We start from the raw sequence: 25,600 nt of genomic DNA, 5'->3' as shown, positions 1-25,600 counted from the left end.
AAGGAGAAGAACGCGCCGGTGCGGCCGCAGCCCATCTGGATGTCGTCGACGATCAGCAGCATGTCCTGGCGATGGCACAGCTCCTGGAGGGCACGCAGCCACTCGGCGCGCGCGACGTTGATGCCGCCCTCACCCTGCACGGTCTCCACGATCACCGCGGCGGGCCTGTCGAGCCCCGAGCCCGCAACCGTCAGTAGCCCTTCCAGGAACAGGTGGTCGGAGACTCGGTCGCCCAAGTACCCGTCGTAGGGCATCAGGACCGTGTGGGCCAGGGGAATGCCGGCGCTCGCCCGCTTGAAGGCGTTGCCGCTCACGGCAAGCGAGCCGAGTGACATGCCGTGGAAGGCGTTCGTGAACGAGACGATCGACTCACGGCCCTTGACCTTGCGAGCCAGCTTCAGCGCGGCTTCGACGGCGTTGGTGCCCGTCGGGCCCGGGAACATGACCTTGTACGGCAACTCACGGGGCCGCAAGATGATGTTCTGGAACGACTCCAGGAAGGCGCGCTTGGCGGTCGTCGACATGTCCAGGCCATGCGTAACGCCGTCCCGCTCGATGTAGTCCAGCAGCGCCCGTTTCAGAACGGGATTGTTGTGGCCGTAGTTGAGGGAACCCGCGCCGGCGAAGAAATCGAGGTATTCGTGGCCGTCCTCGTCGTACATGCGGCTGCCCTGCGCACGGTCGAATACCGTGGGCCAGCCGCGACAGTAGCTGCGCACGTCCGACTCCAGGCTCTCGAAGATGCTCGGAGCGCCATGGTCCATGATCACGCCCTCACCAGTTCCAGGAGCAGATGCGGATGCCGATAGACGCGGGTGGCCCCACCGGAGCGTGCCCGCTCCACGAGGGTGACGCCCGCCCGTTCGGCGAAGTCATGGAGCAGAGCGGCGTTCCCATGCCCGCTGAAGCCGAGGAACAGCCGTCCGCCGGCGGAGACGTGGCGCAGTCCGTGCTCAATGTAGTGCCGGTGGCTTTTGTAGCCCGGATCGAAGAACGCCCTTTCGTACGTGGATCGATGCCGGTAGTCACCGGGCATTTCCACGCCGTTGGAGTTCCAGAAGACGGCATCGAACTCGGCATCGGCCTCCAACGGGTCAAACAGGTCCCCATGACGCACGCTCACCTTGCCGGCCACGCCGTGCCGGTGCGCGTTGATCTCGGTGTTGCGCACCGCCTCGGGATTGATGTCGGTCGCGGTCACAGCTCCGCAACCCGATGTGGCGGCGGTGACCGCTATAACGCCCGCACCGCAGCCGATTTCCAGGAACGTTCCGCCCGGCTTCGGATAGATGTCCTGGCGCGCGAAGAATTCGGTGGACGAGAAAGAGCCTGAGGGGTACACCCCCGGCAGGACCGTCCACTCCTTGCCCAGCAGAGAGAAATCGGATTCCCGGTCGACGGCGTAGCGGCGCATGTTCTCGCGCGTCATCGCTTCGGTAGCAGGTTCCGACATGGCAGCGCCCCCTTATCGTTCATTCTTGAACAGTGGAGACCGTCACGCTAACCGGCGGGCCCCTCCGCGCCGTAGCCTCAATCAAGACACATCCGATCACGTATGAAGCGGCGCCCGCGGTGGCCGCTCCTGCTTCCTTGAAGTTGCGCACGTAGACACAGCGGTCGAGCGTTTTTCGAGGCCCCAAGGCGATCGCAGGCTGTCCAGGCGACCAGGCGTCCACGGTGAGACCGTGCAGCAAATCGCCATTTCGCGCGGCTGGCTTCTCCGGCCCTGAACGCTGCCTCGGTCCGCCGCAGCCTGGTACGGATCCGACCGTATTCTGCACGGCAACCAGTACGACATCCACGTCAAGCAGACCACGACAGCGGAACGCCCCGGACGGCGCTGAGCAAGGGGCCCTGCTCACCTGCACCGTCCGGGCTCAAGAAGCGAACTAAAGATTGTCCGGGCGGCGACCGCGCATACGTGACAGTCGTTCACGCGGGTTCTCCGGGTCTCGAATCCTTCGCTCACCAGGCGCCATGATCACTGGATCTTCCGTGCTGAAATCCACCTCGCCCTCGGTACGCTCAAAGCCGGGCTCCGGTACCTCGCTGACTGAGAAGTGCGAATAAGCCACGTCCACAACCCCGGCTCCGCTGGTCCCGGCAAGAAGCAGTGCGACGAGTACCCCTTCCGCTCCACGCTGGAAGGGGCCGCCGAGCATCAATACGACCCGGACGCGCGGAAGTTCAACGTCTCGGCCAAGCCCGTTCCGGCAGAGCACAACCGCGACGCCGGGCTGCTGCTGAAAGGTTTCTACGCCAAGAACAGGATGCTCGCTGACACCGAGGACGACGCCTTCCTCGTAAAGATCACACCGTGACGAGCCGGGGACGGCCGGCGCCCACCGGCCGTCCCCGTGCCGGTCAGCAGGCCGGGAAGAACTGCACCAGATAGCGCTCGACGCCCACAACGGACTCTTCCGAGCCCTTCAACGCGGCCACCTCGTCGCGGCCCGCACAGTGCACCCGTACCCGCCACGAGCCCTTTCTGCCGAGCTCGATCAGCTCATCAGTACGCCCCAAGGTCGGGGTCCACACGGCGACATCACCGCTCGCCGACTCGAACCCGGCCTCTTCGCTCACATCCCACACAGAGGCGTCTTCAGCAGACGGCGCCCCGTCCCACACCTGCACCTTCACTGCGGCAGTATGAATGTGACCGGCACTGGACACGTCCACCCGGCCCGGAAACGCATTCACGAACACATCGGCGTTCAAGCCGTCGGGAAACTCAACCGGCAGCTCGGCATCCCACGACTCCTGAAAAGCGAACGCGTAGTCGTCCACGAACACCTCAAGCAGCTGCTCCTGAACCAACTTGGCCACGAGACTTCTCCCTGTCCGTCAACCCCAGACGACCGTCAGGATCGTATCGCCGCGCCCCGAGCTCGCCGTGCCGTCCCAGCAATCCACCAATGCGCGGCACTCAAGGCGCTATCGGTACACGAGCGCGCCAACGTCCCTCCCACACAAGGGCGTTCCGCCGACAGACATCAACGGGACCTCGCGGCACATAGTGGCGGTTTTGCGCACATCAGGATGGGATGCCGGTATCTCAAGAAGCAAGGGAAAACCCCACTACCGACCACGTAAAGCCGCAGGTCACGGCCCGTGGTCCCCGCGCGTGCGGGGGTGGTCGGCCAGTGGCCGGTAGGCCGATGTCTGGGCCCCGCACCTGCGGGCCGCCTCAGCGTGCCTGACCGGCTGGCACCGGCAGGCCCAGGCACACCGCAGCCCGAATGAACAGGAAGCTGAGGCCCTTTGACTGGGACTCTGAAAAATGGAGAGAGCCTCGCGGCGTGACTGAGTCCGGTGCGGAAGATCTGCGACCAGCCGCCAACCCACAAAGCGTGGCGCCAGCTTCACGCCAATCCCGGCCAGGGCGTCGCTGCTGGTGATGTGCCATCGCGAACGATCGGCGTGGCACTTCCCCAAGAAGATTCGCCCTTCGGCGGCACGGATCAGGGCCGGAAAGCGATGCAACCAATGGGAACGTGCATGCGAATTCAGTGAGAGTCTCGCTACGGTGCGTGCGCCCAGTGGCCGTGGGGGCCCTGGGGGTTTGTCTTCCTGAGGAGGAGACGTATGTCTTCACGTACCACAGGAACACCGCACAGACACAGACGGCCCACCGCGCGCCGCACCACGCTCGTGACCTCGGTCGCCGCTGCGCTCGTGGCCACGGCAGTGCCGCTGGGCGTGGCCCAGAGCGAGCCCGGCGGGTCGGGCTCAACGTCCTCGGCCTGGGGCCGGGGCGGCGAGAGAGCGAAGATGCCGGCGGTGAAGGTCGGCAAGACGAAGGCACCGGAATCGGTGCGCGATAAAGCCTCCGACGACCTGGCCCGGTGGCGGGCGGCCCAGGAGCAACGAGCGCGCACCAGCAAAGACGCACCGAGGCTCGGCGCCAAGGCGGCGGCCGCCCTGGAAGCCGTCGTACCCAAGGGGCAAGGGCAGGTGCCCTGGCATCGGATCTCCGATGTCCGGGTCACGGACGCACTCGTGGCACGCGTCAACTACTCGACGGGCAACCTGATGCTCGCGGCCACCGACTTCCAGGTCGCCGGGGTCGGCAAGTCGCTGCAGCTGACGCGGACGTACAACTCCCTTGACGCCCCCTGGGGGAAGGTCTCGCAGCGCTGGTGGCAGAACTATGAGCGCTATCTGCAGATCGAAGGCGACAAGGTGGTGTTGTACGACGCCACCGGCGGCTCCGTCTCCTTCACGAAGAAGGCGGACGGCACCTATGCCACCCCCGAGGGCCACCGCCTGGATCTGAAGAGGTCGTCCAACGGCGAGTACACGGTCACCGAGCGCGGCTCGGGCATGAAGGACACCTACAGCGCGTCGGGCACGCTGGTGAAGGTGACCGACCGCAATGGGGGCCACATCCTGGTCGACCAGCACGACGAGGGCAGCGAGCACAAGGGCTTCAAGCTCACCGACAACCGCTCGGGCCGCTGGGTGGACCTGGTCAAGACCGACGCCTCGCAGTGGCAGGCCAAGGACAACACCGGCCGCACCGTGGTCCACGACCTCAACGCGGACGGGGACCTGGCCAAGGTCACCGACACCGAGGGCAAGGCGACCCAGTTCGGCTACGACTCCGACCGCCGCCTGACGAAGATCACCACTCCGGAGGGGCGGGTGACGGTCTTCACCTACGACGCGAAGAATCGCGTCACCTCGATGAAGCGGGCCACCCACTTCGACGGCTCCGGCGAGACCGGTCCGACGTACACCTACCGCTACTCGGCCGACGCCCCGAACAAGGCCGGCACCACCACGGTGACGGATCCGGCCGGGAACACGACGAAGTACGAGCACCAGGCGGACGGCGAGGTCACCAAGGTGACTGACGCGCTCGGCAAGTCCCGCGAGCGAACCTACGACGCCAACCGCAACGTGCAGACCGCCACGGACGCGATGGGTGTGGGCGGCACCCCGGGCAACGTCACCGCCTATGGCTGGGACGCCCGCTCCAACCCCATCTCCACGAAGCTGCCCACCGGCGCCACGTCCTCGCTCAGCGGCTACAAGACCATCGGCGGCGCCGACGTCCCCGGGAAGATCACGTCCGCCGACGGGGTGGAGGTCACGTACAGCTACGACGACGCGGGCAACACCACCAAGGAGACCGTCGCCGGAGCGCAGGGCGGCACCCGCACCTTCGCCTACAACCCCAAGGACCCCACCTGCGGCGGCTTCGAGGGCCAGCGCTGCGAGGTCAAGGACGCCAACGGCAAGGCGACGAAGGCCACTTACGACTCCAAGGGCAATGTCATCAAGGTGGCCCCGCCCGCACCGATGGGCGCCACCTCCTACACCTACGACGAGGCCGGGCGCGTCCACACCGCCACCGACGGCCGCGGGACGAAGGTGACCTTCACCTACGACCACCGCGACCGCATCAAGAAGGTCAACGGCCCCACCGGCTGGGCGGAGTACGCCTGGGACGGCGACGGCAACCTAAAGCAGCGCTCGGACGCCACCGGCATCACCAAGTACGACTTCGACCCGCTCTCCCGCGAGACGGTACGCACCCTGCAGGACGGCTCCCAGACCGTCCTCACCTACTACGCCGAGGGCAACGTCGAGACGTACACGGACCCGTCGGGCACGGTGAAGTACACCTACGACAAGGTCAACCGCCTGGAGACGCTGACCGACGCACAGGGCAAGAAGACGGGCTACGAGTACAACGCCAACGACGCCCGTACCAAAGCCAGTTACCCCGGCGGCACCATCGAAACGATCACCCGCGACAAGGCGAACCGCCCCGAACGCATCAAGGCGACCTCGTCCAAGGGCACCCTCGTCGACCTCGCCTACGACTACGCGTACACCAGCGGCGGTACCACCAAGGACGGCGTACGCATCCGTACCGAGACCGACGCCGTCGCCGGGCTCAAACGCGCCTACACCTACGACTCCGCGGGCCGTCTGACCTTCACCAAGGAAACGAAGGGCTCGGCGGTCAACGACAGCTGGCTGTACTGCTACGACAAGGCCGGCAACCTCACCTCGCAGGGCACGGCCGCGGGCTGCCCGGGCGGCACGACCTACACGTACAACGACGCCTCCCAGATCACCGGGAAGAACGGTGACAGCAGCGGCTGGTCGTACGACAAGGCGGGCAACGAGACAGCCGCCGCCCCGACCCCGGAGGCAGCCCGCACCGGCGGCCAGTGGAACGACTTCTCCCAGCTCACCTCCCTCACCCAGGGCGGCCAGGAGTTCAAGGCCCGCTACGCCTCCACCGACCAGTCCGAGCGCACCCAGTTCGGCGACACCACGTTCCACAACGGCCCCGTCGGAGTGTCCGCGAAGACCACGGGCGGGGTGGACATGAACTTCACCCGGGAGCCGAGCGGAAACCTCAACTCCTTCCGCACCGAGGGCGGATCGAGAACGGAGAGCACGTACTACTACCTCACCGACGCCATCGGCACCACCAGGGCAGTCGTCGACGACCAGGGCACGAAGGTCAACACCTACGACTACAGCCCGCGCGGCGTCTCCCGCACCATGACCGAGAAGGTGCCGCAGCCCTACCGCTTCGTGGGTGGCTATCAGGACCCGACGGGCCTGTACCACAACGAGGCCCGGTACATGGACCCGCGCATCGGCCGCTTCACCCAGCCCGACCCCTCCGGCCTGGAAACCAATCCCTACCTGTACGCCTCCGGCGACCCCACCAACATCATCGACCCCAACGGCCTGTTCGGCTGGGGCGGTGTGGTGGACGCGCTCGGTGGCGGAGTGGACGCGCTCGGCTGGGTCGGCGACGGCGTCAGCACCTTCACCAAGCTGGCCTCGGGGGACGCGGCCGGCATGTGGGGGGACGTCGCGGGATTCGTCACCGGCGGCCTCTTCATGGCCGGATGCGAAGCCGTCATGCTCGGCGGCGCCATCCCCACGGGCGGCACATCGGCCATAGGAGGTCAGGCAGTCTGTTTCGCCGGTTCCTGGGCGGCCGGTGAAGCCGGCTCCAGTGCCGCCGAGTGGATCCTCGGCTAGCACAGGCTCGTTGGGGTGGAACCTGGGATAGGTTCCACCCCAGCGTCTCAGTCCATCGACTCCATCGACTGGAAGGTGAACGAAAATGGGCCGCCTCGGCTGGACGATGGAACAGCAGGCAGGGATCCGTTTCTACACCAGACTCACGAACATCTTCACCCTGCTGCTCATCGCCCTCTTCACAGCCCTCACGCTGTTCTCAGGACGACACCGCGGATGGGTAGTCGTCGCAGCCATCATTGTTGCCTGGGCATGTTTCACCCTCTACATGAGGCGCACAAAGAAGGGGCAGCCGTAGCCGGGCTTTCCCACACCGTGCGGTGCGCCTCCCTTCGCTGGCGCACGCATTCCAGGCACGGCGTGACGGAGTGCCCCTGCGGAGAGGTCCGCCTGGCGCGGGCAGGAGTGGGGGATTGAAGGGTCGCCTGTTTGTGGTGGGGCGCAGTCCGGCTCGGTGGTGAGAGGCAGGCAGGGAGAGGGGCAGTGGCCGCGTGGGGCGTGGGGCGCAGCTGGGGCAACTTCCTTTGATGACAGGGCACATGAGTTGCCTTGTGGGAGATTACGCAGAATTGCGGCCGGATGAGCGAAGTGCCCGTTGCTCGAGAAGTGAAGAGAAGGGGCCTAGTGGCCGCATGAATGTGCAGGTCGCGGCCTGCGGTCCCCGCGCGTGTGGGTGGTCCCAGGGTGACCTCGGACCGTGCGCCACTTCCACGCCGGCGCCTCGACCCGCCAACTGAAAGGTGAATGCAGATGGTGGGCCGCTTTGGCTGGACGATGGAGCAGCAGGCAAGGATCCGTTTTCCACCGGTCAGGCGCGTACGTCCCGCTGCTGCACTTCCTTGAGAACCGCCGCCACTGTGGCGAAGTCGCTGTCCACGTGGAGCACCGTGTGGCCGTGATGGACCGCTGTCGCACACACCAGGAGATCGATGGCTCCGGCGGCGCGGTGTTGCCCTCGCTGGGTGAGCTTGTATTGCGCGGTATCGACCCAGCGCCACGCGTTCTTGGGCACCGGCGAGAACTGGCAGAGAGCATCCAGCTCTTCGGCCAGCTCATCGCGGTGGGCCGGACTTGTCGCCGAGTAGAGGAACTCCGCCCTCGTGGGCTCACAGATATGGAACACGCCGGCGGCGATGTGCCCTTCCCAGGGCCGCAACGCCCCCGGCGTACGGAAGAGGTGCCACAGGGCGGATGGATCAAGAAGGTACGTGATCACTCGAAGGCAGCCCGCCGGGCGCGCTTAGCGGCGCCATGAGCAGCAGCCGCAGCCTCGAACTCACCCCGCTCACCCCGCGCGGCCAGCTTCTCGGCAGCCTCCAGCCGCTTGATGCGCGCCACGTAGTCCCGCAGAGCCGTGTTGACGGTCTCCTTCTTCGTCGAGACGCCCATCAGCCGCATCGCCTCGGCCAGCGCCTCGTCATCGAGATCGATCTGGGTAACAGACATACCGGTCACCCCTCACCGTGAGTCCATGATGTACATAACCAAGGTGCATCACCAACATCACCTCCGGCAGTTCGCGCGCGAGGCAGCCGCGCCCCAGCACCCCGCGCCGGCGGCCGCAATTGCCGAGCTCGCAACACCTCTCACGAGACACCCACACCCTGACCGGCGGGACGATCCCCGTCGACGAACCGGGGCGCGGATGATCACAGCAGGACGAGGCACCTTCCGTAGCCGTGGAACTGTCAGGGACTCGAACCTAAACGGGTGGCTCATCTCACCTGCGATTTTACCGAGGAGCTGGAAATCTCCACCCGATTCGATCAGGCCGAGCACCCCTCGCTCCTGCTCAATCCGGCACGGTGAGGCAATTGCCTCACCGGCTACCGAGGCCGTTCGAGCCGCAGCGCTCGTCTCCGAGCGGTGAACGTGACGCCTCGCTGAGGGACGGACGCCTACACGTCCTCATCAGGCGGTACTCCCCGGCACGGCTTCGCTATCAGTCCGCATCGGCAGCGGACATAGAGTTACGCCGACGGCTCCGCGTCCGGCGGGTGCAACTACAGAACCCTGTCACGGCACTTGATGGCAACTCATGAATATTGAGGCGAAATGTCAGTTTCCAACGAAGTATGGAAAAACCCACTGACAACCCTCTGAAGCCACTGGTCACGACCTGTGGTCCTCGCGCATGCGGGGGTGGCCGCCACGCCTCCGCGTGCGTGGCAGTGATGACGAGGTGGTCCCCACGGGTGCGGGGCTGGTCCCGAGGTGTCAGTGAGGCGCGCTTCTTCGTCGTCGGGAAAACCCTCGCGACATGGGGGCCGTCCTTTGGTCCCCGCGCCTGCGGAACGCTCCCGTCACATGCCCATTGCCAGGAACGACAGCCCTGCCACGATCGCACCCACCCAGCCCCCAGCAATGGCCTGCGCAAGCGTGTGTCCCCGCAGGGCCACACGCGACCAGCCGATCACGGCGACCAGCGGGGCAGCGAGCCAGACGAGCGGGCCGTACGCGCCCGCGAGGATGGCGAGGGAGCCGGCCGCGACGCTGGTGTGGGCCGAGATCTTCCAGAACGCGGTGATGGGCAGCAGCACGGCCAGCGTGGCGAGCATCGCCACGACGAGAGCGAGCATCTGCCTCGGGACGTCGAGCCACAGCATGCAGCCGATCCACGCTCCGACCGAGGCCACGATGACGGGAATCAGGAGGAGCCGACGACGCCGGCGGTTGCCGACGTGGCGGTCCGCCCACTTCCCGGACCTGATCCCGTACTTGATGTAGGCGAGGGGAAGCAGCGCGGCGAACACGATCGCGTCGACGGCCCAGGCCAGACCAGTGAGCCGGTCGGACTGTGCGAGGCCGGTCAGGAGGCTGACGGCGATGATGACGTTCTTCGGGTCGAGACCGTCGGTTATACAGCGGGCTGTTCGGAGCCGGCGGCTGTCGGTGTCCGGCTCAACGGGGTTGCAGGGTCCTCAAGCCGCTTCCACCTTCACGCCCTTGGTCGTCGTCAGCGCCTTCTCGATCGTGTCCAGGCGCGCGGAGGTGTAGAAGCCCGCGACGCGGGTCAGCCACCGTGCGTTGGTCTCCTGGTCGTCGCGCAGGGCCAGCAGCGGCTCAACGGTCAAGGGGAAGGCGTGCGGTTCGCCGTCCACCGCGCGGCGGCGGGCGATGCGCAAGCACACCGCTTCGGCGGCGGCCTCGGCGTCATCACCGCCATAGCCGTCGGCACGCACCGCGGCCAGGACGCGGGCGGGCAGGTCCTCGTCGATCCATGGCAGCAGCTCGTAGGTGGCGTCGCAGACTTCGACGACGCGTTGGTCGAGCCGATCGTAGGTGTTGCACACGCTGCACCGATGTCGGATCAGGGAAGTCCCGTGGTGGAGGTGCGGCGCAGGGCGAACGCGATACGTTCCGCCTGGTCTTCGACCTTGATGTGCTTGGGGTCCTGGGGCCCCTCCTGGGATCGGGTGCGGCCGATCAGACAGCCACCGAGGAAGTCGGAGCTGAGGTACTGATACGGCTTGGGCTCAGGCTCCGCAGGCAGGACGACGGGCTCGTGCCCCAGGGCGATGTGCCCGACTTCATGGGCAAGAGTGTGCTCAGCGGCGACGCCGCTGAGCGCCGGTGCTACCCAAATAGCGTCGCGCTCGGCCTCAGGTCGGGTCAGCCACAGGCCGTTGGCGCGGAGGCCGACGAGAGGTGGGTCCCCGCGCCGGAGCTCCAGTGGCCTGGGGTATCGGTCTTCGCGGTGGGCCTTCCAGGAGGCCCACCTGGAGGTGCGCCGGTGGGGCCGGGGCGTGTCGGGGACGAAGTCCCGGGGGTCCGCGAAGTGCAAGAAGAAGTGCAAGATCGCGAACGGTAGCTTCCCCTCGCAGGCCATCAGCCGTACGAAATCGCCTTATGGGCAGTTTTTCGTGGACACCACGATCAACACAGCGAGGCCCGGTCAGCAGGGCAGCGGGCGCGCCGTCATCAAGACCAAGTTCACCAACCCCGGCTGGGGTTCGTCGAATTCGTTGTCACTGAGCACCTCTGACGTGCGCTGCGACACCGCGTTGCCCGGCAGCACACGCAAGGCCGGCTGCGTCAACTCCGGCTACACGCCCGAGATGGTGTACTCCAAGTCCGGCCCGTACCCGGAACTGGCCAAGCACATCGAGCACGGACAGAACGCGAAGAACCTGCCCGGGAAACACGGCACCAACCGGTTCCTGACGCGGCTGACGGACAAGGAAAAGCGCAAGGCGAACCAGAAGAAGGCATGCCCGCCGAGCCTGCCGCGCCCGCCCGGCAAGAGCTGCGACGAGTACCCGTTCGCCTCGACCTGGCAGGGTGCCAGCACTGGTGGCGGAGACTTCAGCCGCCGGATGATCAACGCACGGCAGAACAGCAAGGGCGGCTCTGCCCTCAACAACTTCTACACCTACAACCGGATCATTGAGAAGGACCGCTTCCTGGTCTGGATCAAGCCCTGACGAGCGTGAGGGATCGGCAGTGAGCGACCTCGTACACAGCGCCAGCGGGCCCGTTCCCGTGGAGTACCACCAGTTCCTGATCTTCGACCCTGAAGGGCCGGTAACGGACGAAGAACTGGACGTGTCCGCTGACGGCGTGACCGCTCTCAGCGAAGGCCGGGTAGAGATCCACACCGGCATCCGCAGCGGAGACGTACAGGTCACCGTCGCTGCCTACAGCAGTACCCCGGAGGCCGATCCGGGCCCCTGGCAGGAGGTCACGGAACTGTCGATCCACAGCCCCTCGGGCGAGGTGTTGGTCGGCGCTCTCATGGACGACCTGGAGGACGAACTGCCCTCCCTCGCTGTCGGCGGATCCGATCACCACCGACTGCGCATCCATGCCCGGGGCCGCGACACAGCCATCGACCTGACCCCAGACGAGATCACTGAGCACTACCTGATCCAATGCTGGCCGGCACCTCCCGCGCCACCGCGCAGCCTGAGCTCCCGCGACCAGTACGGAGCCCAGCTGCGCTCCGGCCCTCCAGCACCAACAGAAGCGCCCGTCGCCAACAGGGGCCCACGCGGGCAGTCCGCACGGGAGCGTGACATCCTGCACCGCTCGCTGGAGAGCGATGGCTGACATGCCCGGACGGCAAGGCCCCATGTCCTTGGGCCTTGCCGTTGCGTGCGGAGACCGAGAGGTCACCGGAGTAACCCAGCGGGCAGACGCGGCACGCGAAGCGGCGCCTCCACGGTCGACTGGCGTCCCCCTCCCCCGGACGACGCGGAGCCTCTTCGTCAGGCCGACACCGTTGGCGGCGTCCAGGGACGACTTCGGGAACGGGCCAGTGAGCCGGGCCCACGGCCCGGGGTCGGGGGCGCGGGACGTGCGCCCCGTACTTTCACACCAAGGAGGCGGTCGCGGCGGGACGCCGGACTGACGCCTGGTTACGGCAGTGTGCGACCCCGGCCGACGAGGTCGGTCCGGGGTCGGGGAAGGCCAGGTCAGATCGTTTCTGCACCTGCGCCGGGTGGTGGGGCGGGTGGGACTCGAACCCACGGCCGACGGATTATGAGTCCGCTGCTCTAACCGGCTGAGCTACCGCCCCTAACGGCGCGTCGCGCACATTTGTGCGCGCCGTCTGCCGCAGCATAGCCGCTCATACGATCTCCTGCTCCGGCTGGTCGGCTATGCACGACCATGAGGACCGCGCTGCGGCCCGCATGGTTCCACCAGGGGCGAAACGAGTACGTACGGAGGATTGTTGGGGAGCTCACAGGGGGCGCGCGAGGGCTGGGCGGGACCCCTGCGAGGGGGGCGGGCGGGGCCCGCGGGCCGGGTGGAACTCGGATGCAGCCCGGGCGGGGACCCGATCCGGTTCGGGTGGGACCCCCATGCGGCCCGGGCGGGACCCCGATCCGGCCCGGGTAGGACTCGGATGCGGCCCGCGTGGGTACCCGGTGGGGACAGCGAAGGACCCCCGGGGCCTTGCGGCTCCTCAGGGGTCCTCGCGTACAGCTCTCCCGACTGGACTCGAACCAGTAACCTGCCGGTTAACAGCCGGCTGCCGGTTAACAGCCGGCTGCTCTGCCAATTGAGCTACAGGGGAATGACTCTTGGTGACGGAGTCACTGCAACAATGTCACCTACCTGGGGATTCCCGGGCGGCGGGCGCTTGCTGCGACACATACATTAGCGCAAGCAGGGGGGTGCTCCGCCAATCGGTATCCCCTGCGACCGACGTCGGACAGTCGAGGCAAGGGAAGGGTGGCCGTCATGCGCTACCGGCTCACATTCGTGGCAGGGCTGGCTCTCGGGTACGTGCTCGGGACGCGGGCCGGACGCGAGCGTTACGAGCAGCTGAAGAAGTCCTTCCGTGAGGTTGCCCAGAACCCCGCCGTGCGCAACACCGTCGAGTCCGCCGCCCAGCAGGGGCGGGACGTGGCGGGCAAGGCGTTCCACTCGGTGTCGGAGAAGGTCGGGGACCGGATGCCGGACTCCGTCGCCGAGCGGGTGCGGTCGCTGCGCGAGCGGGGGCAGGGCGACGCCGGGGACGACTGGGGCACCAGCAACACCTAGGCCCCGGCGAGCTCAGCCGCGGTCCCGGCTGCGGCCTCACCTGCGACGACGATGCCCCGTACGGACAGCCGTGCGGGGCATCGCTCGCGGTGCGGCAGAATCCTCGGCATGGGGATAGTCGCGGGGTTGGACAGTTCGCCCGATTTCACACGCATCGTCGTCTGTGACGCCGACACGGGTGCCGTACTCAGGCAGGGCCATGCCCCGCATCCGCTGGAGACCGCGGAGGGCGGAGGGCGGCCGACGGACGTCGATCCGCAGGCATGGCTGCTCTCCCTCGGCGAGGCCGCGGGCGGCGGGCTGCTCGAAGGGGTGCAGGCGATCGGCGTGTGCGCGCAGCAGCACGCGCTGGTGCCGATGGACTCCCAGGGCAACACGGTCCGGCCCGCGCTCGTCGGCAACAATCCCCGCACCCAGGTCGCCGCGGCCGATCTCGTCGACGGGTTCGGCGGCCGGCAGAACTGGGCCCAGGCCGTGGGCTGTGTGCCGCAGGCGCCGCTGCCCGTGACGAAGCTGCGCTGGCTCGCCAAGCACGAGCCGGAGGCCGCGCTGCGCACCCAGCTCCTCATGCAGGCCCACGACTGGCTGGTGTGGCAGCTGCTCGGGCGGCCCGCGCGGCGCACCACCGACCGGGGCGGGGCCTCGGGCACGGGGTACTGGTCGGCGGCGACCGGCTCGTACCGTCCCGATCTCGTGGAGCTGGCCCTCGGGCATCAGGCGATGCTGCCGGAGGTCATCGGCCCGGCGGCCGCGGCGGGCACGACGCCCGAGGGGCTGCTGATCTCGGCCGGCACCGGCGAGACCATGGCCGCGGCCTTCGGGCTCGGGGTCAGCCCCGGCGACGCCGTCGTCTCGCTCGGCGCCTCCGGGTCCGTGATGGCCGTGCACCACGAGGCGCTCGTCGACGCGAGCGGGACCATCACGTCGCTGGCCGACGCCACGGGCATGCACCTTCCCGTCGTCCACACCCTCAACGCCGTCCGCGCGCTGCGCGGCACCGCCGAGATGCTCGGCCTGCCCGACCTGGAAGCGCTGTCCGACCTGGCCCTGAAGTCGACGCCCGGTGCGCACGGGCTGGTGCTGCTCCCTTATCTGGAGGGTGAGAAGACGCCGAGCCTGCCGCACGCCGCGGGCACGCTGACCGGCCTTCGGCGTGAGTCGATGAAGCCCGAGCACCTGGCGCGTGCCGCCTTCGAAGGCATGCTGTGCGGGCTCGGCGACGCGCTGGACGTGCTGCGCGGGCGGGGCGTCGAGGTGCGGCGGGTGTTCCTCCTCGGGCCCGCCGCCGAGCTGCCCGCGGTGCGGGCGATCGCACCGATGCTGTTCGGTACGCAGGTCGTGGTGGTGCAGCCCGCGGACTACGCCGCGATCGGCGCCGCACGGCAGGCCGCCTGGGCGCTGACCGGGCAGCTGCCGCACTGGCAGGGCGCGGTCTCGCAGGTCTTCGAGCCCGGCGAGGAGCTGGCGGTCGGCCAGGCGGTGCGGCAGCAGTACGTGACGGTGCGGGAGCAGGCCCATCCGGGCGCGTTCACCGGGACTCCGACCGTCTGAACCTCGGGGTTCCGTCTGAACCTCGGGGTGCCGTCTGAACCTCCGGGTTCCGCCCGAGGTTCCATCTCAACCTCGGGGTTCCGGGCCGGACGTTCCGGCGCTCGGCGGGATCGGTTTCTTGACCCGGGCTGTTTTTTGACCCGGTCATGGTAAATCGGTTGCACGGGCATGGGTGCGGTGGCGGAGGATGGTGGGCGACTTCGCCCACCCCGCCCCCCGCCCAAGACTCTGCCGAGAGACGAGCGTGCTCATACGACTCCTGCGGACCCATCTGGATCCGTACAAGAAGCCCATCGCCCTGCTGGTGCTCCTGCAGTTCCTGCAGACCTGCGCCTCGCTCTATCTCCCCACTCTGAACGCCGACATCATCGACCACGGCGTGGTGAAGGGGGACACCGGCTACATCCTGTCGTTCGGCGCCCTCATGCTCGCCGTGACCGTGGTGCAGATGGGGTGCAACGTCGGTGCCGTGCTCTACGGCGCCCGCACCGCCGCCGCGCTTGGCCGCGACGTGCGGGGCGCCGTCTTCGACCGGGTGCAGTCCTTCTCCGCGCGGGAGCTGGGCCGTTTCGGCGCTCCCACCCTGATCACCCGGACCACCAATGACGTCCAGCAGGTGCAGATGCTGGTCCTGATGGCGTTCACGCTGATGGTGTCGGCGCCGATCATGTGCGTCGGCGGCATCGTGATGGCGCTCGGCCAGGACGTGCCGCTGTCCGGTGTGCTGCTCGCCGTGGTGCCGGTGCTCGGCATCAGCGTCAGCCTGATCGTGCGGCGGCTCCGGCCGCTGTTCCGCACCATGCAGGAGCGACTGGACACGGTGAACCGGGTGCTGCGCGAGCAGATCACCGGCAACCGCGTCATCCGCGCCTTCGTACGCGACGCCTACGAGAAGGAGCGTTTCCGGGAGGCCAACGCCGACCTGACCGAGGTCTCGGTCGGCACCGGCAAGCTGCTCGCGCTGATGTTCCCGATCGTCATGACGGTGGTGAACCTGTCGTCGATCGCCGTCGTCTGGTTCGGCGCGCACCGCATCGACGGCGGCCATATGCAGATCGGCGCGCTCACCGCGTTCCTCGCCTATCTGATGCAGATCGTCATGGCCGTGATGATGGCCACGTTCATGTTCATGATGATCCCGCGGGCCGAGGTGTGTGCCGAGCGCATCCAGGAGGTCCTGGACACCGACACGAGCGTCGTGCCGCCCGCCGAGCCCGTACGGGAGCTGCGCGGCCACGGCCACCTGGAGCTGCGCGGCGCCGGCTTCCGCTACCCGGGCGCCGAGGAGCCCGTGCTCAAGGCCATCGACCTGGTCGCGCGCCCCGGCGAGACGACCGCCGTGATCGGGTCGACGGGCAGCGGCAAGTCGACGCTGCTGAGCCTCGTGCCGCGCCTGATGGACGCCACCGAGGGCGCGGTCCTGGTCGGCGGCGTCGACGTGAACAGGGTCGAGCCCGCGCTGCTCGCCCGCACCGTCGGTCTCGTACCGCAGAAGCCGTATCTGTTCGCCGGGACCGTGGCGAGCAATCTGCGGTACGGCAATCCGGACGCGACGGACGACGAGCTGTGGCACGCGCTGGAGGTGGCGCAGGCCAAGGACTTCGTCGAGGGGCTCGCGGAAGGGCTGGACGCGCCCGTCGCGCAGGGCGGCTCCAATGTGTCCGGCGGGCAGCGCCAGCGCCTGTCCATCGCGCGGACGCTGGTGCAGCGGCCGGAGATCTACCTCTTCGACGACTCCTTCTCCGCGCTCGACTACGCCACCGACGCGGCGCTGCGGGCCGCGCTCGCGCACGAGACCCGGGAGGCGACCGTCGTGATCGTCGCCCAGCGGGTGTCGACCATCCGTGACGCCGACCGCATCGTGGTCCTCGACGAGGGCCGGGTCGTCGGCACGGGCCGCCATCACGAGCTGATGGACGACAACGAGACGTACCGGGAGATCGTCCTCTCCCAGCTGACGGAAGCGGAGGCCGCGTAATGCCCCCTGGTGGCTTCGGTGGACCGATGATGGGGCCGGACTCCCGGTCCCTGGACTTCAAGAACTCCGGGAAGCGGCTGCTCGCGCACTTCCGGCCGGAGCGGACCACGATGTACGGGATGCTCGCGGCCGTCGTCGTGAGCGTCGCGCTGTCCGTGGTCGGGCCGAAGATCCTCGGCCGGGCGACCGACCTGGTCTTCGCGGGCATCGTCGGGCGGAACATGCCCGACGGCGAGTCCAAGGGCGCGGCCCTGGACCGGCTGCGGGAGAGCGGCGACGGCGGCATGGCCGACATGCTCTCCGGGCTCGACTTCACGCCGGGCGAGGGCATCGACTTCGGCGCGGTGGGCTCCGTACTGCTGCTGGCGACGGGCGCGTTCGTGCTTGCGGGCCTGATGATGCTGGTGGCCACGCGGCTTTCCAACCGGGCCATCAACCGGACCGTGTTCCGGCTGCGCGGCGACGTCCAGGCGAAGCTGTCGCGGCTGCCGTTGTCGTACTTCGACAAGCGGCAGCGCGGCGAGGTGCTCAGCCGCGCCACGAACGACCTCGACAACATCAACCAGACGCTGCAGCAGACGATGGGCCAGCTCATCAACAACCTGCTGACGATCGTCGGCGTGCTCGCGATGATGTTCTGGATCTCGCCGCTGCTCGCCCTGGTGGCGCTGGTGACCGTGCCGCTGTCGTTCGTCGTGGCGACGAAGGTCGGCAAGCGTTCGCAGCCGCAGTTCGTGCAGCAGTGGAAGTCCACGGGCGCGATGAACGCGCACGTCGAGGAGATGTACACCGGGCACACCCTGGTGAAGGTGTTCGGCCGCCAGGAGGAGTCCGCGAAGACCTTCGCGGAGCACAACGACGCGCTGTACGAGGCGTCGTTCAAGGCGCAGTTCAACAGCGGCGTCATGCAGCCGCTGATGTTCTTCATGTCGAACCTGAACTATGTGCTCGTGGCCGTCGTCGGCGGTCTGCGGGTGGCCTCCGGGGCGCTGTCGATCGGTGACGTGCAGGCGTTCATCCAGTACTCGCGGCAGTTCTCGATGCCGCTGACGCAGGTCGCGTCGATGGCGAACCTGGTGCAGTCCGGTGTCGCCTCCGCCGAGCGGATCTTCGAACTCCTCGACGCCGAGGAGCAGGAGGCCGACCCGGTGCCGGGCGAGCGGCCCGTGGATCTGCGCGGGCACGTCGGGATGGAGCACGTGTCGTTCCGGTACGAGCAGGACAAGCCGCTGATCGAGGACCTGTCGTTGGCGGTGGAGCCGGGGCACACGGTGGCCATCGTCGGGCCGACGGGCGCGGGCAAGACGACGCTGGTGAATCTGCTCATGCGGTTCTACGAGGTCACCGGCGGGCGCATCACGCTCGACGGAGTCGACGTGGCGAAGATGTCGCGCGACGAACTGCGCGGCGGCATCGGCATGGTGCTCCAGGACACCTGGCTGTTCGGCGGCAGCATCGCGGACAACATCGCGTACGGGGCCGCGAAGGATGTCTCGCGGGAGCAGATCGAGGAGGCCGCTCGGGCCGCGCACGCCGATCGGTTCATCCGGACGCTGCCCGAGGGGTACGACACCGTCATCGATGACGAGGGGACCGGCGTCAGCGCGGGCGAGAAGCAGCTCATCACCATTGCCCGGGCGTTTCTGTCCGACCCGGTGATCCTCGTTCTCGACGAGGCGACCAGCTCGGTCGACACCCGCACCGAGGTGCTCATCCAGAAGGCGATGGCTCGGCTCGCCCATGGGCGTACGTCGTTCGTCATCGCTCATCGTCTCTCCACGATTCGCGACGCGGACACCATCCTGGTGATGGAGGACGGGGCCATTGTGGAACAGGGCACGCATGACGCGCTGTTGGCGGCGGGTGGGGCGTATGCCCGTCTGTACGCCGCCCAGTTCGCGGAGGCGGTGGCCGAGGTCGACTAGCGCCGTCGGGGGCCATGGGATTCTGCGTGTGCCGGTTCGTTGTGGCTGGTCGCGCAGTTCCCCGCGCCCCTTTCGGGGCGCCTCAGTCCAGGTAGCCGCGTAGCTGATCCGCGAAAGCGTGGTCCCTCAGTTTGTTCAGGGTCTTCGACTCGATCTGGCGGATGCGTTCTCGGGTTACGCCGAAGATTCTGCCGATCTCCTCCAGGGTGCGGGGGCGGCCGTCCGCGAGGCCGTAGCGGAGCTGGACGACCTTGCGTTCGCGTTCGCCGAGGGTGGAGAGCACCGCCTCCAGGTGCTCGCGGAGCAGCAGGAACGCGGCCGACTCCACGGGGCTCGTGGCGTCGCCGTCCTCGATGAGGTCGCCGAGCGCGACGTCGTCCTCCTCGCCCACGGGCGCGTGCAGCGACACCGGTTCCTGCGCCAGGCGCAGGACCTCGCTGACGCGCTCGTGCGGCAGGTCCAGGTGGGCGGCGACCTCCTCGGGGGTCGGTTCGTAGCCGCGCTCCTGCAGCATGCGGCGCTGGACGCGTACGACGCGGTTGATGAGCTCGACGACGTGCACGGGGACGCGGATGGTGCGGGCCTGGTCCGCGAGCGCGCGGGACATGGCCTGGCGGATCCACCAGGTGGCGTACGTGGAGAACTTGTAGCCCCGGGCGTAGTCGAACTTCTCAACTGCCCTGATCAGTCCGAGGTTTCCCTCCTGGACGAGGTCGAGCATGGTCAGGCCGCGGCCGACGTAGCGCTTGGCCACGGAGACGACCAGGCGCAGGTTGGCCTCGATGAGGCGGCGCTTGGCCATCCGGCCCATGACCACCAACTTGTCGAGGTCCAGGGCGAGTTGGGAGTCCAGGTCGGGGGTGCCCGCCAGGCCCGCGAGCTTCTCCTCGGCGAAGAGACCGGCCTCGACGCCGCGCGCGAGCTCGACCTCCTCGGCCGCGGTGAGCAGGGGTATGCGGCCGATCTCGCGCAGGTACTGGCGGAACAGGTCGGACGAGGGGCCGCTGGTATCGGCGCGGCTGCTGCGGGGCCTTGCCAGCTCGATGACCTCGGCGGTCTCGGCGGGCTCGGCCGCCTCGGCGGGTTCGACGGCCTCGACGGGCTCGATCGGCTCGACGGCCACCGCGGTCAGGCGCTCGTCCGGGGCCGGTTCCGGGGCCAGCTCCGGGTGGAGCGGCGCGGGGCCCTGCGGCGGCACCGTCGCGATGACGTCGGCGTCGGCGTCGGCCGTCACGTCCACGGGGGCGGGCGCGGCGGTGTCTGTCTGGGTGAGGGTCTGGGTCTGCACGGGGGCGACCTCCAGGGTGATCGCTGCAGCGGGGGACGGCAGCGGTACAGCGGGACCGGCGTCGACGGCCTCGCCGCTGTCCGTCCCGAACACGATGTGTGGAACCGCGGGGATGTCGGACCCGCTGTCTTCTGCGGGCCGGCCGCGCTCCGAGGACTCAGGCACCGCACCCCAGTGTGGAGTACGACACACGGCCGCCACGAGGGGCGTGCGAGCACTTTTTGAGTCCGGTCCGTGACCGGCCGGTTACCCCTCGGGTAGCCCGCTGGGGGCGCCGTACGCCTGCCGGCCGCATGTGATGGGGGCTGCGCCCCCTCTCCCCCGCTTTTCGGCCCTTCGGGCCTCGTCTTCGGGCCTCGTCCTCAAACGCCGGACGGGCTGATTTCCCTACAGCGCCGCCGCTCCCTGTTCGCGCAGTGCGCGGCCGTACTGCTGTAGGACCCACAACTCGTTTTGTACGGCGGTGAGTTGCTCGGGGTCGCCGTGGCTGCCCGACAGTCGCGCGAACGTCCCCTGGACGTCGCGTACGCGGCGGTCCACGGCGCGCAGGCGGACCGTGACGAGTTGCTCGCCCGCGTACATCTCGTCGACCGTGCGACGCATGATCGCCTCCACGGCCAGCTCCGTGACCATGGCGCGGACCGCGTCGTCCGGGGCGGCGTCGCGGACCCGGACCAGATACTCCTGCGGGTCCTGGATGCCGAACTCGGCGCCGCCCGCGTCGAGGATCGCCTGCCGCACGGCGGCGTACGGGGCGGCGGTGAACTCGTCCACGCCGTACGCGTCGAAGGCCGGGGAGACCAGGTGCGGGTGCTGCAGGGCGAGCTTCAGGAGCTCGCGTTCGGTGGCGTACACGGGATTGCGCAGGTTCAGGGCGGGGCCCGCGTGGCCCGGGCGGGCGGCCGGGGCGGGGGCCTGCGGGGCGCCGCGCCCCGGCGCCGGTCCCTTGCCGCCGCGGTCGCGCGCCCAGCGGGCGAGCTGGCCCACGCGCTTGACGACGAACTGCGTGTCGAGGATGCCGAGCATGCCCGCGAGCTGCACGGCGACCTCGTGCTGCGCGCCGGAGTTCTTGATCCGGGCGACGACCGGCGCCGCCTCGTCCAGGGCCGCGGCGCGGCCCGCGGGGGTCTCCAGGTCGTAGCGCGCGACGATCTGGCGCAGCGCGAACTCGAACAGCGGGGTGCGCGGCTCGACCAGGTCGGCGACCGCCTCGTCGCCCTTGGCCAGGCGCAGCTCGCAGGGGTCCATGCCGTCGGGCGCGATGGCGATGTACGTCTCGGCGGCGAACTTCTGGTCGTCCTCGAAGGCGCGCAGGGCCGCCTTCTGTCCTGCCGCGTCGCCGTCGAAGGTGAAGATCACGCGGGCGGAGCCGTTGTCCATGAGGAGGCGCCGCAGGATCTTGATGTGGTCGCTGCCGAAGGCCGTGCCGCAGGTCGCGATGGCCGTGGTGATGCCCGCGAGGTGGCAGGCCATCACGTCGGTGTAGCCCTCGACGACGACGGCCCTGCTGGCCTTGGCGATGTCCTTCTTGGCGAGGTCGATGCCGTACAGGACCTGGGACTTCTTGTAGACCGGGGTCTCGGGCGTGTTCAGGTACTTCGGGCCGTTGTCGTCGTCGCGCAGCTTGCGGGCGCCGAAGCCGACGACCTCGCCGCCGATGTCGCGGATCGGCCACATCAGACGGCCCCGGAAGCGGTCGATGGGGCCGCGGCGGCCGTCCTGGGAAAGGCCGGAAAGGATCAGCTCCTTGTCCGTGAAGCCCTTGCCGCGCAGGAAGCGGGTGAGGTGGTCCCAGCCCGCCGGGCTGTAGCCCACGCCGAAGTGGGCGGCCGCTGCCTGGTCGAAGCCGCGCTCCGCGAGGAATTTGCGGCCGATCTCGGCCTCCGCGCTCTCCAGCTGGGCGATGTAGAAGTCGGTGGCCGCCTTGTGCGCCTCGATCAGGCGGATGCGTTCGCCGCGTTGGTGGGACGGGTTGTACCCGCCCTCCTCGTAACGCAGTGTGATGCCCGCCTTGGCGGCGAGGCGCTCCACCGCCTCGGAGAAGGTCAGGTGGTCGACCTTCATCACGAACGTGAGGGTGTCGCCGCCCTCCTGGCAGCCGAAGCAGTGGAACAGGCCCTTGCTGGGGCTGACCTGGAACGACGGTGACTTCTCGTCGTGGAAGGGGCACAGGCCCTTGAGGTTGCCGCCGCCGGCGTTGCGCAGCTGGAGGTACTCGGAGACGACGGCGTCGATCGGGACCGCGTCCCGAACCGCCTTCACGTCTTCGTCATTGATCCGTCCTGCCACGCAGAAATACTACGGCTGGCGGGGGCGCCTTATGTACCGTCCAGCGCCTGGGGCTGTTTTATGGGGCTTCGCCCCTCTCCCCCCTTTCGGCCCTTGGCCCTTCGGGCCTCGTCCTCAAACGCCGGACGGGCTTTTCCGCCCGCCCGGCGCCGGGGGCTACCCGAGCAGGGACTCCAGCGGCTTGGAGGGATCGGAGAGCGCCTCCTGGTCGGGGCGCGCACCCTCGCGGATCAGGCGTTGGATCTGCTCCGTGACGTCCCACACATTGACGTTCATGCCCGCCAGGACCTGGCCCTCGCGGAGCCAGAAGGCGATGAACTCGCGCTTGCCCGCGTCGCCGCGGATCACCACCTGGTCGTAGGAGCCCGGGGGTGCCCAGCCCGAGTACTCCATGCCCAGGTCGTACTGGTCGGAGAAGAAGTAGGGCACGCGGTCGTAGCGGACGTCCTGGCCGAGCATGGCGCGGGCGGCGGCCGGGCCGCCGTTGAGGGCGTTGGCCCAGTGCTCGACGCGCAGGCGGGTGTCGAAGAGCCGGTGGTCGACGGCGGCCACGTCGCCGGCGGCGTAGATGTCCGGGTCGGAGGTGCGCAGGGAGGCGTCGACGGCGATGCCGCCGCCCCGCGCGCGGTCGACGAGGGCCAGGCCCGCGGACTCCGCGAGCGCGGTGCGCGGGGCGGCGCCGATCGCGGCGAGCACGTCGTGCGCCGGGTGCTCCTCGCCGTCGTCCGTGCGGGCGGCGAGGACCATGCCGTCCTGGCCGGTGATCTCGGTCAGGCGGGCCCCGAAGTGGAAGCGGACGCCGTGCTCGGCGTGCAGGTCGGCGAACATCTGGCCGACCTCGGGGCCGAGCACGGAGTGCAGCGGTGTCGGCTCGGGCTCGACGACGGTGACCTCCGCGCCGTACTCCCGCGCGGCCGCCGCGACTTCGAGGCCGATCCAGCCGGCGCCCGCGATCACGAGGTGGCCGTTGTCGCGGCCGAGCGCGGTGAGGACGTGCCGGAGGCGGTCGGCGTGCGCGAGGCGGCGCAGGTGGTGCACGCCGGCGAGGTCGGTGCCGGGCACGTCCAGGCGGCGCGGCTCGGCGCCGGTGGCCAGGAGCAGCTTGTCGTAGCGGATGACCGTGCGGTCGCCGAGCCGGACGGTGTGCGCGGCGGGGTCTATGGCGACGACGGTCTGGCCCAGGTGCAGCTCGACGTCGGCCTGCGCGTACCACCCGGGTTCGTGCACGAAGACGCTGTCGCGCTCCTCCTTGCCGAGGAGGTAGCCCTTGGACAGGGGCGGGCGTTCGTACGGGTGGTCGCGCTCGTCGCCGATGAGGATCACCCGGCCGGTGAAGCCCTCGCTGCGGAGCGTCTCGGCCGCTTTCGCGCCCGCGAGACCCCCTCCGACGATGACGAACGTCTGATCCGCGTCGACCACTTGATGCCTCCTCGAAACCTTCAGCTCACTGGAGCGTCCCGCACGGAGCGTGAGGACGGAAGAGGGTGTACCCCCTTTTGCGCCTAAACCGGCGCCGCTCCCGCGGAGGTGGTTACTCGCCGTTTGGGTTCCTCAATTTATTGGTTGCGGTGGTCATCGCCTATGAAGGTCACCTGTGAGCCGCCGGTGCAGGGACCTGGCCGCGTCGTCCGTAAGGGACGCGATCTGGTCGATGACGACGCGCTGGGCGGCGCGGTCGTCGGGCGCGGCGTCGTACAGCGCGCGGAACTGCGGGTCGAGGCCCTCGGGGGCGCGGCGGGTGAGGGCGTCGGCGAGTTCGGCGACGACGATCCGCTGGTCGGCGCGGAGCCGCTCCTGCGCGGGGCGCTGCATCACATAGCGGTCGGCGACGGCCTTGAGGACCGCGCACTCCAGGCGGGCGGCGCGCGGTACGACGAGTTCGGCGGCGTAGCGGGTGAGCGGCCCGGTGCCGTACCGCTCCCGGGTCGCGGACTCCGCCGCGAGGCAGAAGTGGCCGATGAGCTGGCTGGTGGCGTCCTTCAGGCGGCCCTGGGCGACGGCCGAGCCGTCGTAGCCGTGCGGCCACCACTCCTGCTCCTGGAGCCGGTCGAGGGCCGCGGCGAGTTCGGCGGGGTCGGTGCCGGCGGGTACGTAGCGTCCGATGGCGACGGCGAAGACGTCCTGGCGTTCGGGCTCGGCGTGCAGCATGTTCGGGTCGATGTGGCCGGCGTGCAGGCCGTCCTCGACGTCGTGCACCGAGTACGCGACGTCGTCCGCCCAGTCCATGATCTGCGCCTCGAAGCAGGTGCGGTGGCCGGGCCCGTCGGGGTGGCCCGGGGCCTCCTTGCGGATCCAGTCGAACACCGGCCGGTCGTCGTCGTACACGCCGAACTTCACCGACGACGGGTCGGCGGGGTGGGCGCCGCGCGGCCACGGGTACTTGGTGGCGGCGTCCAGGGCGGCGCGGGTGAGGTTGAGGCCCACACTGACCAGTTCGCCGCTCCCCCCGTTGCGCACGAACCGCTTGGGTTCGATGCGGGTGAGCAGCCGCAGGGACTGCGCGTTGCCCTCGAACCCGCCGCAGCCCTGGGCGACTTCGTTCAGGGCCTGTTCGCCGTTGTGGCCGAAGGGCGGGTGGCCGAGGTCGTGGGAGAGGCAGGCGGTCTCCACCAGGTCCGGGTCGCAGCCGAGGGCGGCGCCGAGTTCGCGGCCGACCTGGGCGCACTCCAGGGAGTGGGTGAGGCGGGTGCGGGCGCTGGCGTCCCACGCCATGCTCTTCGTGCCCGGCGTGACGACCTGGGTCTTGCCGGCGAGGCGGCGCAGTGCGGCGGAGTGCAGGACGCGGGCGCGGTCCCGCTGGAAGGCGGTGCGGCCCGGGCGTTTGTCGGGTTCGGCGGCCCACCGCTCGGTGGCCGCCTCGTCGTAGGACACGGTGTGCGCGTGCGGTGCTGTGCCTGCCATGCACCGACAGTAGACGGAGCGGTCGTCCGGGCGCGCCGGGGCCCCCGTTCAGGCGGACGTGAGGAGCCGGTGCGGGGCGGCGCGGGGCGCGGTGGAACGTGCCTGGTCGTAGCGGTGCAGCAGCAGGGCGGCGAGCGCCGGGTGCGCGCCGAGCGGGGCGGC

The 25,600-nt window shown here is 69.0% G+C and carries 21 protein-coding genes and 2 tRNA genes; 9 read left to right on the top strand and 14 right to left on the bottom strand.

Annotated elements, in window-relative coordinates; translation table 11 throughout:
• Positions 1–764: aminotransferase class III-fold pyridoxal phosphate-dependent enzyme (locus STRAU_RS04490; RefSeq protein ID WP_037657515.1), on the bottom strand; the 764-nt coding region annotated here is incomplete at its 3' end.
• Between the two features lie 2 nt (positions 765–766).
• Positions 767–1,453 carry a methyltransferase domain-containing protein gene (locus STRAU_RS04485; protein ID WP_063890323.1) on the bottom strand — a complete coding sequence of 229 codons (687 nt, stop codon included), beginning with the start codon at positions 1,451–1,453 and terminating at the stop codon, positions 767–769.
• A gap of 607 nt (positions 1,454–2,060) precedes the next feature.
• Here STRAU_RS04485 and STRAU_RS04480 point away from each other — a divergent pair.
• On the top strand, positions 2,061–2,321 hold the full coding sequence (locus tag STRAU_RS04480) for a NucA/NucB deoxyribonuclease domain-containing protein (protein ID WP_016639051.1): 261 nt from the start codon (positions 2,061–2,063) through the stop codon (positions 2,319–2,321).
• A 43-nt stretch (positions 2,322–2,364) separates the two neighbouring features.
• Here STRAU_RS04480 and STRAU_RS04475 read toward each other — a convergent pair whose 3' ends face one another.
• On the bottom strand, positions 2,365–2,826 hold the full coding sequence (locus STRAU_RS04475) for a hypothetical protein (protein WP_016639050.1): 462 nt from the start codon (positions 2,824–2,826) through the stop codon (positions 2,365–2,367).
• A gap of 945 nt (positions 2,827–3,771) precedes the next feature.
• On the opposite strand from STRAU_RS04475, the gene STRAU_RS44400 reads away from it, so the two are divergent.
• Both STRAU_RS44400 and STRAU_RS04465 read left to right on the top strand, forming a co-directional pair.
• Positions 3,772–7,017: an RHS repeat-associated core domain-containing protein gene (locus STRAU_RS44400; RefSeq protein ID WP_016639049.1), complete on the top strand. Its 3,246-nt coding sequence runs from the start codon at positions 3,772–3,774 to the stop codon at positions 7,015–7,017.
• A gap of 85 nt (positions 7,018–7,102) precedes the next feature.
• A complete protein-coding gene (locus STRAU_RS04465; protein ID WP_016639048.1) occupies positions 7,103–7,315 on the top strand; it encodes a hypothetical protein in 213 nt (70 codons plus the stop codon).
• Between the two features lie 510 nt (positions 7,316–7,825).
• Here the strand turns inward: STRAU_RS04465 and STRAU_RS04460 are convergent.
• From STRAU_RS04460 to STRAU_RS42240, 5 genes are all read right to left on the bottom strand, one after another.
• Positions 7,826–8,233, bottom strand: coding sequence for a PIN domain nuclease (locus STRAU_RS04460; protein WP_016639047.1), 408 nt, complete (start codon positions 8,231–8,233; stop codon positions 7,826–7,828).
• Positions 8,230–8,463: a type II toxin-antitoxin system VapB family antitoxin gene (locus tag STRAU_RS04455; RefSeq protein ID WP_037657512.1), complete on the bottom strand. Its 234-nt coding sequence runs from the start codon at positions 8,461–8,463 to the stop codon at positions 8,230–8,232. The genes STRAU_RS04460 and STRAU_RS04455 overlap by 4 nt, the downstream gene beginning before the upstream one ends.
• 857 nt (positions 8,464–9,320) lie before the next feature.
• A complete protein-coding gene (locus STRAU_RS04450) occupies positions 9,321–9,770 on the bottom strand; it encodes a hypothetical protein (protein WP_016639045.1) in 450 nt (149 codons plus the stop codon).
• A gap of 168 nt (positions 9,771–9,938) precedes the next feature.
• Positions 9,939–10,310, bottom strand: a complete 372-nt coding sequence (locus STRAU_RS04445) for a DUF6545 domain-containing protein (RefSeq protein WP_016639044.1) — start codon at positions 10,308–10,310, stop codon at positions 9,939–9,941.
• 17 nt (positions 10,311–10,327) lie between these two features.
• Positions 10,328–10,813, bottom strand: a complete 486-nt coding sequence (locus STRAU_RS42240) for a hypothetical protein (protein WP_158692014.1) — start codon at positions 10,811–10,813, stop codon at positions 10,328–10,330.
• A gap of 67 nt (positions 10,814–10,880) precedes the next feature.
• Here STRAU_RS42240 and STRAU_RS42235 point away from each other — a divergent pair, with 67 nt between their 5' ends.
• Entirely contained in the window at positions 10,881–11,441 is a 561-nt protein-coding gene (locus STRAU_RS42235) for a NucA/NucB deoxyribonuclease domain-containing protein (protein ID WP_016639042.1), read from the top strand.
• 58 nt (positions 11,442–11,499) lie between these two features.
• On the top strand, positions 11,500–12,066 hold the full coding sequence (locus STRAU_RS38830; protein WP_016639041.1) for a hypothetical protein: 567 nt from the start codon (positions 11,500–11,502) through the stop codon (positions 12,064–12,066).
• Positions 12,067–12,458: 392 nt separating this feature from the next.
• Here STRAU_RS38830 and STRAU_RS04425 read toward each other — a convergent pair.
• A tRNA-Ile gene (locus tag STRAU_RS04425) sits at positions 12,459–12,535 on the bottom strand.
• Between the two features lie 410 nt (positions 12,536–12,945).
• Positions 12,946–13,036, bottom strand: a tRNA-Asn gene (locus STRAU_RS04420).
• A gap of 167 nt (positions 13,037–13,203) precedes the next feature.
• Between STRAU_RS04420 and STRAU_RS04415 the strand changes: the two genes are divergently transcribed.
• From STRAU_RS04415 to STRAU_RS04400, 4 genes are all read left to right on the top strand, one after another.
• Entirely contained in the window at positions 13,204–13,506 is a 303-nt protein-coding gene (locus STRAU_RS04415) for a YtxH domain-containing protein (protein WP_037657505.1), read from the top strand.
• Between the two features lie 108 nt (positions 13,507–13,614).
• Positions 13,615–15,057, top strand: a complete 1,443-nt coding sequence (locus STRAU_RS04410; RefSeq protein ID WP_037657502.1) for an FGGY family carbohydrate kinase — start codon at positions 13,615–13,617, stop codon at positions 15,055–15,057.
• 244 nt (positions 15,058–15,301) lie between these two features.
• Entirely contained in the window at positions 15,302–17,035 is a 1,734-nt protein-coding gene (locus STRAU_RS04405) for an ABC transporter ATP-binding protein (protein WP_016639037.1), read from the top strand.
• 26 nt (positions 17,036–17,061) lie between these two features.
• Entirely contained in the window at positions 17,062–18,960 is a 1,899-nt protein-coding gene (locus STRAU_RS04400) for an ABC transporter ATP-binding protein (RefSeq protein WP_016639036.1), read from the top strand.
• A gap of 82 nt (positions 18,961–19,042) precedes the next feature.
• Here STRAU_RS04400 and STRAU_RS04395 read toward each other — a convergent pair whose 3' ends face one another.
• The 4 genes from STRAU_RS04395 to STRAU_RS04380 all read right to left on the bottom strand — a co-directional run bounded on the left by STRAU_RS04395 (position 19,043) and on the right by STRAU_RS04380 (position 25,438).
• Entirely contained in the window at positions 19,043–20,413 is a 1,371-nt protein-coding gene (locus tag STRAU_RS04395; protein ID WP_037657498.1) for an RNA polymerase sigma factor, read from the bottom strand.
• 222 nt (positions 20,414–20,635) lie between these two features.
• Positions 20,636–22,537, bottom strand: a complete 1,902-nt coding sequence (gene dnaG / locus STRAU_RS04390) for a DNA primase (RefSeq protein ID WP_037657496.1) — start codon at positions 22,535–22,537, stop codon at positions 20,636–20,638.
• Positions 22,538–22,693: 156 nt separating this feature from the next.
• On the bottom strand, positions 22,694–23,956 hold the full coding sequence (locus tag STRAU_RS04385) for an NAD(P)/FAD-dependent oxidoreductase (protein ID WP_016639032.1): 1,263 nt from the start codon (positions 23,954–23,956) through the stop codon (positions 22,694–22,696).
• A gap of 153 nt (positions 23,957–24,109) precedes the next feature.
• Positions 24,110–25,438, bottom strand: a complete 1,329-nt coding sequence (locus tag STRAU_RS04380; protein WP_037657493.1) for a deoxyguanosinetriphosphate triphosphohydrolase — start codon at positions 25,436–25,438, stop codon at positions 24,110–24,112.
• Positions 25,439–25,600: the final 162 nt, after the last annotated feature.

Origin of the sequence: Streptomyces aurantiacus JA 4570 (assembly GCF_000414115.1) — a bacterium.
GTDB lineage: Bacteria > Actinomycetota > Actinomycetes > Streptomycetales > Streptomycetaceae > Streptomyces > Streptomyces aurantiacus_A.
This window is presented reverse-complemented; position numbering and strand designations above follow the sequence as displayed.